Annotated in this window: 12 protein-coding genes; 6 read left to right on the top strand and 6 right to left on the bottom strand. The window is 38.6% G+C overall.

The window, feature by feature from the left end:
• Positions 1–76 precede the first annotated feature (76 nt).
• Both H0185_RS01610 and ppc read left to right on the top strand, forming a co-directional pair.
• Positions 77–415, top strand: a complete 339-nt coding sequence (locus H0185_RS01610; RefSeq protein WP_221870559.1) for an ArsR/SmtB family transcription factor — start codon at positions 77–79, stop codon at positions 413–415.
• A gap of 212 nt (positions 416–627) precedes the next feature.
• Complete coding sequence (ppc, locus tag H0185_RS01605; RefSeq protein WP_221870558.1) at positions 628–3,390, top strand: phosphoenolpyruvate carboxylase; 2,763 nt, start codon at positions 628–630, stop codon at positions 3,388–3,390.
• A gap of 68 nt (positions 3,391–3,458) precedes the next feature.
• On the opposite strand, the gene H0185_RS01600 is transcribed toward ppc, so the two are convergent.
• From H0185_RS01600 to H0185_RS01580, 4 genes are all read right to left on the bottom strand, one after another.
• A complete protein-coding gene (locus tag H0185_RS01600; RefSeq protein ID WP_221870556.1) occupies positions 3,459–4,415 on the bottom strand; it encodes a DMT family transporter in 957 nt (318 codons plus the stop codon).
• A gap of 135 nt (positions 4,416–4,550) precedes the next feature.
• A complete protein-coding gene (locus H0185_RS01595; RefSeq protein ID WP_221870554.1) occupies positions 4,551–4,685 on the bottom strand; it encodes a DUF6254 family protein in 135 nt (44 codons plus the stop codon).
• A gap of 246 nt (positions 4,686–4,931) precedes the next feature.
• A complete protein-coding gene (locus H0185_RS24180; RefSeq protein ID WP_281427509.1) occupies positions 4,932–5,465 on the bottom strand; it encodes a UGSC family (seleno)protein in 534 nt (177 codons plus the stop codon).
• A gap of 89 nt (positions 5,466–5,554) precedes the next feature.
• Entirely contained in the window at positions 5,555–6,592 is a 1,038-nt protein-coding gene (locus H0185_RS01580) for a hypothetical protein (protein ID WP_221870549.1), read from the bottom strand.
• Between the two features lie 188 nt (positions 6,593–6,780).
• Here H0185_RS01580 and H0185_RS01575 point away from each other — a divergent pair, with 188 nt between their 5' ends.
• The 4 genes from H0185_RS01575 (at position 6,781) to H0185_RS23890 (ending at position 9,480) form a co-directional block, all read left to right on the top strand.
• On the top strand, positions 6,781–7,029 hold the full coding sequence (locus H0185_RS01575; RefSeq protein ID WP_343223060.1) for a spore coat associated protein CotJA: 249 nt from the start codon (positions 6,781–6,783) through the stop codon (positions 7,027–7,029).
• Positions 7,026–7,292 carry a spore coat protein CotJB gene (locus tag H0185_RS01570; protein WP_221870546.1) on the top strand — a complete coding sequence of 89 codons (267 nt, stop codon included), beginning with the start codon at positions 7,026–7,028 and terminating at the stop codon, positions 7,290–7,292. Before H0185_RS01575 ends, H0185_RS01570 begins: the two co-directional genes overlap by 4 nt.
• A gap of 62 nt (positions 7,293–7,354) precedes the next feature.
• The gene (locus tag H0185_RS01565; RefSeq protein WP_221870544.1) at positions 7,355–7,924 is read left to right on the top strand and encodes a manganese catalase family protein; all 570 of its coding nucleotides are present in this window, start codon (positions 7,355–7,357) and stop codon (positions 7,922–7,924) included.
• Positions 7,925–8,412: 488 nt separating this feature from the next.
• Positions 8,413–9,480 carry a CAP domain-containing protein gene (locus H0185_RS23890; protein WP_246628957.1) on the top strand — a complete coding sequence of 356 codons (1,068 nt, stop codon included), beginning with the start codon at positions 8,413–8,415 and terminating at the stop codon, positions 9,478–9,480.
• Between the two features lie 51 nt (positions 9,481–9,531).
• Here H0185_RS23890 and H0185_RS01555 read toward each other — a convergent pair whose 3' ends face one another.
• A complete protein-coding gene (locus H0185_RS01555; protein ID WP_221870542.1) occupies positions 9,532–9,726 on the bottom strand; it encodes a hypothetical protein in 195 nt (64 codons plus the stop codon).
• Positions 9,727–9,932: 206 nt separating this feature from the next.
• Positions 9,933–11,417, bottom strand: coding sequence for a potassium/proton antiporter (locus H0185_RS01550; protein ID WP_246628956.1), 1,485 nt, complete (start codon positions 11,415–11,417; stop codon positions 9,933–9,935).
• Between the last annotated feature and the right edge of the window lie 492 nt (positions 11,418–11,909).

Genomic DNA, 11,909 nt, shown 5'->3' with positions numbered 1-11,909 from the left:
GTATTCAAGGAGTTTTAATTGTAATAACACAAAGTGGAGCAAAGAAAAGACCCTAGTTGAAAGAGAGGAAGAACGATTGGATCTTGAAATGCAGAGGTTTAAAGCGGATTTTTTTAAAGCACTTGCCCATCCTATCCGTATTCGGATTCTTGAATTATTGTCAGAAGGAGATAAAAATGTAAATGAGATGAAGCTACTTATTGGGAGCGAGGGATCTGCCGTTTCCCAACAGCTAACCGTACTACGAAACAAAAATATTGTGACAGGGAGAAAAGAAGGCAATCAAGTGATCTATTCTCTTAGAGACCCGATGATTATTCAACTATTAGAGGTAGCCAAACAAATTTTTAATAATCATTTAGTTGATGCAATTTCTATGTTAGACAAAATGAATGATAGAATAGAGGATGAATAAAAAGCGGTACTCTAAGGAGTGTCGTTTTTTTTACGCTGGGTATCTTCTAAAATATTCTAAATAAGAATCAATTTTTCATAGGAAAATATCCTTAATTTCTGCTAAATAAAGAAAAATACTATCAAAATAATACTTTTTTCTACACCTTTTCCCAAAGTTATGTTATATTATTTAAAAATTCTAAGAACTGTAACAGTAGGAAGGTGAAAAGAATGACAACAGGTTTAGTGACAAATAATAGTAGTCTTCCATTGCGCCGGGACGTGAAAATGTTAGGTGGAATGCTTGGAGAAATCCTAGTCTATCAGGGTGAGATTGAACTTTTAGACAAGGTAGAAAAGATTCGAACGATGTGTAAGGACCTTCGGAATGATTTTAATACAGAAATCTATAATGAGATAAAACAGGAAATTGCAGGACTAAATCCCGAGATGAGAAAACAAGTTATTCGTGCTTTTGCGGTATACTTTCATCTCGTTAATATTGCCGAACAAAATCACCGGATTAGAAGACGCCGAGAATACCAACTTCAAGCCGATGTGCAAGCGCAACCAGGTTCTATAGACCATGCGGTTCAGGCACTAAAAGAAAATCAAATTAGTTCAGAAATTATCCAGAATGTTCTCGAGAAAATCTCACTGGAATTAGTCATAACAGCACATCCTACGGAGGCTACTAAGAGGTCAATCCTAGAGCTTCAAAAACGGATTGCCGATATATTAAAAACATTAGATAATCCATTGCTTTCTGCAAAGGAACGAAAAAAATTAAAAGAAAGCCTCTATAATGAAATGATGGCTCTTTGGCAGACTGATGAGCTACGTCATCGCAAACCAACAGTTATTGATGAGGTCAGAAATGGATTATATTATTTCGACCAAACTCTATTTGATGTACTTCCTGAAATCCATCAAGAAGTAGAAGAGAGTTTAGAGGAACACTTTCCACAACATCAGTGGGAAGTACCGAATTTCTTGCATTTTGGCTCCTGGATTGGTGGGGACCGCGATGGAAACCCGCATGTTACGCCTGAGGTTACTTGGGAAACATTAAATAAACAAAAACGACTTGTATTGAAAAAGTATAAAAACGTGCTTATTGAATTAATGAAGAGAATGAGTCATGCAACAACGCGAGTAAAAGTAAGCACTGAATTATTAGAATCTCTTCCAAAAGAAGAGGAAACATATTTAGAAGAAAACAGAAGATGGCCGATTGAAAATGAAGTTTATCGCCGGAAATTTGCAGTTATTCTTCACCGTTTAAAGGAAGTTGGCGAGTCTGAGATTGGTTATAGATCTGCAGAAGAACTACTAGAAGATTTATACCAGGTTAAGAGAAGTATTTACCAGCATCACCCAACGAATCACGAACTAAAGATGCTACAAAAACTAATTCGTCAGGTACAACTATTTGGCTTCCATCTTGCTACACTTGATATACGAAACCATAGCGGGGAACATGAAGCAGCCATTACTGAAATTCTTCGTAAAGCACGAGTCACTGAGAATTATCAAGCATTAACAGAAGAGGAAAAGATCAAGGTCCTACAAGGAATTCTTGTTGATCCTCGTTCCCTACTATTGTTGCATGAGGATTACTCAAAGGAAACTCAAAAAATGCTTGATGTGTTTAACTTGATTAAAAAGGCGCATAAATCATTTGGGAAAAGGTCTATATCCGTTTATCTAATTTCGATGACACAATCACCTAGTGATATTCTTGAGGTTCTTGTATTAGCTAAAGAAGCGGGAATTTATCGCTTACATGCAGATGGAGCAGTGGAGAGTGATTTGAATGTGGCTCCATTGTTAGAGACGATAGATGACTTAACTGCTGGCCGAGAGATTATGGAAACTCTGTTCCAGATGCCTTTATATCGGGAACATCTGAAAAAGTTGAATAACCAACAGGAAATCATGCTAGGATATTCAGATGGAAGTAAAGATGGTGGAACCTTAACGGCGAACTGGAAATTATACAAGGCGCAGGTTGAAATCCATGAAATGGCGAAGAAATATCAGATTGGCTTGAAGTTTTTCCATGGTCGTGGAGGTTCACTTGGCCGTGGAGGCGGTCCATTGCATCGCAGTTTAATGTCCCAGCCGTTAGAAACTCTTGGTGAAGGCATTAAAATTACCGAGCAAGGGGAGGTTCTTTCTTCTAGATACTTAATTAAAGATATTGCCTACAGAAGTCTTGAACAGGCCACTTCAACCTTAGTGCGTGCAGCTGCCCATGTCTTAAATGAGTCTGAACAGACGCATCACCGTGATGCAAGATGGGTAGAGGCAATTGAGAAAATGTCGGAAGTGTCTTTAAGAAAATATCAAGACCTTGTTTTTGCCGATTCTGATTTTATCACCTATTTTAATGAAGCGACACCATTACAGGAAATCGGTGGCTTAAATATTGGTTCTCGTCCAATGAGTCGAAAAAATAGCGCAGAGTTTGAAAATTTAAGGGCGATTCCATGGGTATTTGCTTGGACGCAAAGTCGCCAGCTTTTACCAGGATGGTATGCAGCAGGTTCAGGGCTAGAAAGCTTTGCAGCAGAAAGTGAAGAGAACTTAAAACTTCTGCAGGAAATGTACGAGGAGTGGCCATTTTTCCGCTCAACCATTGATAATTTGCAAATGGCCCTAATGAAGGCTGATATTACTACTGCAAAAGAGTATAGCCAATTGGTGAAGAATCAAGAAGTGGCCGATCGAATTTTCTCTAATATTGTTGAGGAATATAACAAAACAAAAGAGATTCTTTTGAAAATCGTTGAGGATGAAGAGTTGCTTGATCATACTCCAAACATTAAAGAATCTGTCCACCGAAGAAATCCATATGTTGACCCACTTAACTTTATCCAAGTGGAACTCATTAAAGAAATTCGTAATACCGAAGAGCCGGACGAAGAACTCGTGACACAAGTATTGTTAACCATTAGTGGTGTGGCTGCTGGGTTAAGAAATACTGGTTGATTGAAGAAGAAATATTCAAATCAAAGAAAGAGGCCGACATCGAAATGTTGGCCTCTTTTCAGGTTAACTTAAGCATTAATCGTTGTGGTAGCAGGTCCTTTTTCAATGCTTGATACATAGCTATGAATGACCATTCCTATAATCACCACTAATATCCCCAGCCAGGAAAGTGGAGTAGGAATCGGGAGGGATAAAATGATGATTTCTCCAACTAATGCAAACAGGACTTCTATGGATTGTGTTGCTTCTACAGCAGCTAGCTTTTGCATATTCCCTCTAACCATATCAGTAGCCATAAAAAATAGAACGGTTGCAATAACCCCTGATGAAATAGCAACAATTAAAGACTGTATGCCTTGTTGTAAAGTAGGAGCTCCGACTGTAAATAACCCATAAATCGATAATAGAAACCAAAGTGGCAAGCTAGCAAGGGTCATTCCAAGAACTCTTTGATAGGCATCTAAACGACCATCACAGATTTCCATCATTTTACGATTTCCTAGTGGATAGGCGAAGGAAGCGATAATAACTGGCAGAATTCCCAATAATACTGTAGCCAAAGGAATTGATTGAGCATGTTCAATTTGCATCAGGATAATTCCTATTAGAATGATCATAGACAACATAAGACCTTTAAGGGGAATTTTTCCTTTTACCTTCTTGTTCCCCAGTGTGACCCAAAAGAGTGGGGCTAGGAGGGAACCTGAAATGATCGTGATTTGCCAAGTTCCTGCAATTAACCAACCAGGAGAGTACGCGGCAGCAAAGCAAAGGGGAGCATAGAATAACCCAAATCCAATAAAGCTCCAGACTAACCAACTTCTGGGGTGTTCTTTCATAACTGAAAACAGCTGTTTAAGGTTTTTACGTGTTAAAACAATAATGACTAAAAAAGGAACCATAAATATGTATCGAAGGGAAGCGCTCCAAATCCAACTACCTCCAGCCAGGTCCATCGCTCGGTTTACGACAAACGTAACAGCAAAAAAAAGCGCTGCTAAAACCCCTAATACTATTGGTCGCATTCAGTCCACCTCACCATTTGAAACATTATATACGTACTATATCTAAATTTGTGGGAATGTTCAATAAATTAATTTGGTTAAATAAAAATAACCCACCACATTGGCGGATTATTTCTGTAGAGGACTGCTAACTTTCTACGAACGTTTGCTTTTCTCGGTTTTGCCGGTTTCTTCGGCTAGCTGTTCAAAGGATTTTACTTTTCCATGCGGATTTTGTTCTTGTTTCCGTTCTCTCCAAAATCTTTCTCGTTGGCTTTGAGATTGTGTCATGGTGTCATCTCCTTTTGTAAAAGTTTCACTACTAGATTATCCACAGGAGAGATTTTAATCCTTAGACAGTTGAACAATAGCCTGGCAGTTATATCCTATGATTTGATATTAGCTGATTCAGAAGTGGCAAAATCAAAGAAGTCAATTTGACTAGCCAATGACCCGGAAAGGTGTGGAAATTAGGCCCTAAGGAAAGGTACTACGGTCATCGATAGCTAGTAATCCAATCATTATGTTAATGGGGATTTAGGATTCTTCACTTGTAAGTATCTTCTCTATCTCGTCTATTATATTGTCTACCCAATCGTGTAAGACTAATTCTTCAGTCGCTGCAATAGGATGAGGAATCGTAGCAAAAGGGTAATCAGGAATCCCTTGAGAGACTGCCATTGCCTTACTTGAGGCAAAGAATGGGCTAGTAATAATTACCGCAGTTGGGATACCGTGTTCTTCCATAATAATTCCGTCGAGCAAACTGCCCGAGCTACATGATCCTCAATCCCCAACCCCAGTGATGATAAAATCACATTTTTCGGCAAGCATTTTTGCTTCCGCTGGGTTTAGGCCATGGGAGAAGGATTTTTTATTATGGATGTAGACCTCTTTTAGTTTATATTTGTTTTTTAATCCAAATGCAGCTCGTTCAATCACTACATTAGAATTTTTTTTACCATTATCAATTAATCCGATTACACTGTTTTCTAAAGGATGGTTCCTCTTTGCCATAGTCTTCTCTTTTACACTAGGACCATTTGTAGGATTATAAACAATAATGCTCAATGATAAAGTCTCCCCTCTATTGGTTAGTCTCATTGCTCAAATGTTAATAAGTACAGTCCAACCGCACGGATTGGTGATCAACACTCACTTCATGTGAATCCAGTTGCAGCTTTAATCGATTTTGTAATCGCTTTCGATTGTTTGTAACTAAACCATCCAGGCATACAGGCGGAAAATCGACCTGCCTCGCCCCCAGCAACCATCAAAAGGATATGGTCAGGGGAGGGAACTGCGTGTTTATAGACTTTATCATCATTAGGTAAAAGGGGTTCCACGATGATTCCACCTTTTTTCATTTCACTTACAGTTCTTGCAGCATGTTCATATAAAAATTGCTGGACAGTTTCTTTTGTCCATCCATCTTTGTTCAGGTGCTGGTAATGTTCTGGACAGAGAATGACGGCCATTTCTGTTTCACTTGCAATATTGAAGCTCCCCAGTGGAGACATTCGATCAGCCATTGTCCTCAAAATGTTTTCCGATCTAAGAGCACTGTGATTTTGGATCTGGTTTGGACCTTCACATGCAAAAACTGTAACGGTGCTTTCCTCTATCCTAAAACCCCTTTGAACGTGCAATGGTTCCCAATCGGTATCCTTTTCCGCGAAGCAGAAGCTATATTTCGCTGGTGTTCCAAGTGTCGATCTGTCGAATTCCGGGGAGCCACCGGCATTAATCATTAAAAGTCGTATGGCACGCCCTATTGTTGCGTTTGCGCGATTCCCGGGTCCTAATGCATTTGCGCCATCATTTAAGCCAATTTGCTTAGTAATTGGTCCATTTACAGCAATCATAATAGCTGCACCATGAGTACTTGCACTTGGACCGTGTAAACCAAAATCTGGCTCTGATATGGCTTGAGCAGCAGCCATGACTACTGGAAAGTAACCTGGTAAGCAACCAGCCATGACAGCATTAATGGCAACTAGTTCAGCGGTAAAAACACGACCTCGCTCTGGAATCGAACCCACTATGGTGTCCGGACTCATTTTTACGCTTGCTAACATTTCATAAATTCTTTCTTCTGTTGGGGGAACAATCGGAAGTCCATCTGTCCAACCTTTTTGAAAATAAAATTCAATTGCATCTAGAGAATTTTCCCTCTCGATTTTTTCAGCCCGTAGCATCTATTGATCCACCTCCAATTTTAGATTTAAGGTCTATTATCAACATATATTCGCTGAACCTTTCCTTTTCTCCTTTAGATTTCCAAGTTTTCAGACAAAACACCGAGAGCCTCTATATTATTTGGTCATATAGACAATCTGTGTGTGTGTATAATTCAATGATTGAGAAAAGGAAAGGGGTGCGCTTTGTGTCCGAACAAGCAAAGGCTCAGTTTACCAATATTAAGGCATATCAGCCTTTTCACAGCCCGTTTGATCCTTGTCGACCAATAGGGGTTAAGTACTATTGGACACCACCGCAACTTTATATAGGTTTTCAACCACCTAATTTACCACAATTTTCCCCGAAGGAAGCTCTATATCGTGGAACCTTATGGCCAGTTTTTTATGAATACTATGAAAATCCATATGAAGCGAAAAGAGGGGGAAATAGATGAAACAAAAGCAACTTCCACAAGATTACTACGATCGACTTGAGGAGATCCAAGCGGTAGACTTTGCGATTGTTGAGTTGAATCTTTACCTTGATACACATCCGCATGACCAGGCGGCTATGCAACAATTTAATCAATTTACTCAGTATTCGAAAAAGCTGAAAACGGAATTTGAAGCTAGGTATGGTCCTTTGCAAAACTTCGGAAATAGTTTCACTGATGCGAATTGGAGTTGGGGCTCAGCACCATGGCCGTGGCAAATTTAAATGGATGTCAATCTAGGTGAAATTGTAGGAGCCCAACTTATAAGGTAAGGAGGCCGTGTGTAATGTGGATTTATGAGAAAAAATTACAATACCCCGTAAAAGTAAGTACGTGTAACCCAACGCTAGCGAAATACTTAATTGAGCAATATGGTGGGGCTGATGGGGAGTTGGCTGCAGCTTTAAGATATCTTAACCAGCGGTATACCATACCGGATAAGGTCATTGGACTCCTTAACGATATCGGGACAGAAGAATTTGCTCATCTTGAAATGATTGCAACAATGATATATAAATTAACAAAAGACGCAACTCCTGAACAGATGAAAGCGGCGGGTTTAGCTGACCATTACGTGAATCATGATAGTGCTATATTTTATCACAATACTGCGGGGAACCCTTTTACTGCTGAGTATATCCAGGCTAAAGGAGACCCAATTGCGGATTTATATGAGGATATCGCGGCAGAGGAAAAGGCGAGAGCAACCTATCAATGGATTATCGATATGTCGGATGATCCAGATTTAAATGATGGATTAAGATTTCTACGTGAGCGGGAAATAGTCCACTCTCAAAGGTTCCGTGAAGCAGTTGAGATTTTAAAGGAAGATAGAGGTAGGAAAAGGTTTTTCTAGATGCTTAAACCCCATTTCATTGTGAAATGGGGTTTGATTTTATTGAGTTAACGGATACCATTCTCTTTCAACTTATGATAGGTATGGATAAATTTCTGGGGATTAGATTTGGTATGAAAAGGGTAGACACCTCTTGTTGTATGGAGGTATAAAAATCCACTGTTGTTAGTGAGGGACTTAAATGATATATCTAAAATATCGTGAAGTCGAAAGTAGTCTGTTTCACTTTCTATACTATCGTAAAAAAGTGTTAAGTATTCTTCTGTTTCAATCATATGTTGTACATTATCCGTAATTTTCCGTTGTACTTTAATATAGGGATGCGAGATGAGCAAAGACCAATCCACCTTTCAACAGTTATATGGTAAATGTACGGGAAAATGGTTTGAATAGCAATCTTTTGGGGCTCCTTTCATTAATTCCCACCTATATTTTCGTAAATAAAATGAAAAATAAGAGGGATAAATGCAAAAGGAGGTAAGGACAATTTGAAAAGTAAAAAGCTTGGGTTGATTGCTACCAGTGTTTTAATGTTAGGTCTTGTCGCCTGTGGTGCGAATGATACAAATCAATCAACAGGAAACAATCAAGTAGGGACATCAGGTACAGGGAGTCAAATGGGGATTCTAGGAAATAACGGGCGTACCGATGACAGTGGTAGACAAGACCATAATGGTATTGATAATAATGGTCCACTAACAGAGGACTATGAAAAGGAACCTGGTGATTTAAACTTTACCGGAACAAGAAGAAACGGAAATAGAATCCAATCAAATAACCGTGGAAATGGCATCGATAATTATCGAGCCGATGGTGAAGATGATGTAAATTTATATGGGGCTAACTCGAATACAAAGAAAAATAGTAAGAATAACCAGAATAAGGAGATGAATATCTCCAGTTATAAAACAAATAAATCGAGTAAAAATTACCCACATACGAGAGCCATCTTAGTAAGAGAAGCGAAGTATCAATATGTCCCAATTCGCCGTGGTGAACGCCACTATGGCCAAGGCGAGGATGATCAGCAGGAGCAGAGAAAAGACACTCCGCAACAGAATGAACCAAATAATGCTCAACAAGGACAATCTGGGCAACCAGCTCCAACTAATCAACAGGAACCAGCACAACCAGCACAACCACAACAACCACAACAACAGCAGCAGGCACCAGCAAATATTAGTCAGGCAGCCCAACAGGTAATTGATTTAACAAATGAGCAGCGTAGACAAAATGGTTTGCCAGCTTTACAAGCAGATACAAAATTAAGTGGAGTCGCCCAAAAGAAATCAGAAGATATGCGCAAAAATGGATATTTTTCACACACAAGTCCGACGTATGGATCACCTTTTGACATGATGCGTGATAATGGTGTTACCTATAAGACTGCAGGAGAAAATATTGCTCAAGGACAGCAAACTCCACAAGATGTGGTACAGGCATGGATGGATAGCCCAGGACACCGTAAGAATATTCTTAGTCGGGATTTTACTCATATCGGTGTAGGATATGATTCTTCAGGACATCACTGGACTCAAATGTTTATCGGGAAATAACGAAATGCCAAAAGCCGCACTCCAGTTGGAATGCGGCCTTTTACTTGTCTTTTAAAATCGGAAGGATAACCAATTCAAGAGTGGGTGTTTATTCTTATCAATGATCTTTACATCTTTCATTGACAGTCTGTGCTCATGCTCAGCTAACCACTTTTTTACTTCAGCTTTATCCTTGCAATGGGTATAGTAGGTTTCTCCACCTTTGCCTAAAGCGTTAATAACGTACCTACAAGTAGTCTTTCCCATAATGCCCACCTTTTTTTACAATGAAGTATTCAATAAATCTTAAATCATTATAACAAGGATTTAGAAGATTGCTAGGGTTTTTTTGTCGAAAAAAATTTCGTTAAATTTTTTTGATATACTTAGTGTTTTTGGGATAATCACTAAAAGGTAATGATTAGTTTCTAAAATAAAAACCCAGCAACACATTGGCGTGTTGCTGGGTTTTATTAACCAACTTGTTCTGTACCCATGTCTTTCTTTTTAGAAAGAAGTTCTTTAATACTTTTCTTCTGTTTTCTAGGGGCGAGGACGTATAAAAAATCTCCCCCTTTTAATACCGTGTTTCCAGTTGGAGGAATCAACTTATCCTCCCTAATAATAGCATTGACAAGCGAACCAGGTGGGAAGGGAATATCTAATAAACTCATGCCAACAATTTCAGCGTCTTCTTCCATCCGATATTCGAGCATTTCGGCATCTGCCTTACCTAATGAGATTAATTCTAAAGAATGTGTAGGCTCAGACAACTTTGGTCCTACTAAATGTAGTTTCTCAGCTAATTGCGTAATGGTAGAGCCTTGAACTAAACAACTGATTAAGACAACGAAAAAGACGACATTGAATATTTCGTGGCTTCCTTCAATATTTGCCAGTAACGGAAAAGTTGCCAATACAATTGGTACAGCACCTTTTAAACCAGCCCAGGATAGAAAAATGCGTTCTCTGTGATCGTAGTTCATTTTGATTGTAGAAAGATAAACTGCCACCGGTCTCGCTATAAGAATAAGGATTATAGAAATTAAAATACCATTGAGCAAATTTCCGGCAGTAAATAATTCGTTTGGGAAAACGAGGAGCCCTAGAATAACGAACATCGTAATTTGCATCATCCAAGCCAAGCCCTCTGAGAAACGGAAAATGGAGTGGCGAAAGGCAATATCTGAATTTCCGATAATGATCGCAGAAATGTAAACGGCTAGTAAGCCACTACCGTGAAAGAAAGCAGTAATACCGTAAGTTAGGAGGGCAAAGGCTGTTGCAAATACAGGATACAATCCCCCAGCATCGAGGTTAATTCGATTTAGTCCCCACACAGCTATCTTTCCAAAGGCTAAACCTAAAATGACTCCAACAAACATTTGGACGAAAAATGAACCAATAAGGGATAAAATGCTCGAATCAGGGATAGTAATCATCTCAATCATCGCAACGGTTAAAAATACAGCCATGGGATCATTTGATCCTGATTCAGCTTCTAATGTTGCGCCTAGTCTCGGTTTAATATTCTGTCCTTTAAGGACGGCAAAAACAGCGGCAGCATCCGTTGATCCAATAATAGCTCCAAACAGAATAGACTCTAGCCACCCAAAACCCAGAATCAATTTTACTGCAAGTGCTACTATTCCAGACGTTATTAAGACACCAAATGTAGCTAATGAGAGAGATGGTATAATTACCGGTCGTAGGGAGGACCAGTTTGTTTGAATTCCACCTTCAAACAGGATAATAACCAGTGCTAAAACCCCAATCATTTGAGCGACCTTAGCGTTATCAAAATATATAAAGCTTCCCATCGCCATACCAACCATCATGAAGAGAACAAGAGAGGGCACGCCAAGACGTGAAGAAAATTTCGTGGTTAAGACACCGACAATTAAAAGGATGCCTGCAACTAAAACAATAGCATCTGTAGATATTCCATTTTCAATCAATAATATCGTCCTCCATCTATAGTGAAAATCAGGGCGGTTTAATGTAACTAAACTAATTATATCATTAAATTATGTAACATAATAATGAAAAGTCTCATAATTACAGTGTGAAGTTTCTGATAAGCTAGGATAGCTACAATTTTAACTAAACAATTATTAGTTTCCGAAATATAAATGAAATGTATGTGTTAAATATAATAATTGTTAGGTTTTTGGTTTTTGTGTTTTGAGTATGAGGCAGCTTAACTATCATTTATTTTTGGTAAATTTAATTAAATAATTTATTTGTATAGTATTGACGTATGCTATTAGCTTGTTGTATATTAAAAACCGCGCTGTTAACGACAACGAAACTAGAGAAGTTTTGTTTAAATTCTTCCTGAAGTTTTTTAAAAAAAGTTGTTGATTTAATTTTGTGAGCATGATAATATAACAAATGTCGCTTCTGAGTGACAACGTACAAAATTGTTCTTTGAAAACTAAACAAACAAG

Source organism: Mesobacillus maritimus, from assembly GCF_019749255.1.
Lineage (GTDB): Bacteria > Bacillota > Bacilli > Bacillales > Cytobacillaceae > Mesobacillus_B > Mesobacillus_B maritimus_A.
This window is presented reverse-complemented; position numbering and strand designations above follow the sequence as displayed.

Excerpts from the sequence above, each read along its gene's own strand:
- H0185_RS01595 (WP_221870554.1), bottom strand. The coding sequence starts at position 4,685 with ATGACACAATCTCAAAGCCAACGAGAAAGATTTTGGAGAGAACGGAAA.
- H0185_RS01580 (WP_221870549.1), bottom strand. The coding sequence starts at position 6,592 with ATGCTACGGGCTGAAAAAATCGAGAGGGAAAATTCTCTAGATGCAATT.
- H0185_RS01570 (WP_221870546.1), top strand. The coding sequence starts at position 7,026 with ATGAAACAAAAGCAACTTCCACAAGATTACTACGATCGACTTGAGGAG.
- H0185_RS01555 (WP_221870542.1), bottom strand. The coding sequence starts at position 9,726 with ATGGGAAAGACTACTTGTAGGTACGTTATTAACGCTTTAGGCAAAGGT.
- ppc (WP_221870558.1), top strand. The coding sequence starts at position 628 with ATGACAACAGGTTTAGTGACAAATAATAGTAGTCTTCCATTGCGCCGG.
- H0185_RS01600 (WP_221870556.1), bottom strand. The coding sequence starts at position 4,415 with ATGCGACCAATAGTATTAGGGGTTTTAGCAGCGCTTTTTTTTGCTGTT.
- H0185_RS01565 (WP_221870544.1), top strand. The coding sequence starts at position 7,355 with ATGTGGATTTATGAGAAAAAATTACAATACCCCGTAAAAGTAAGTACG.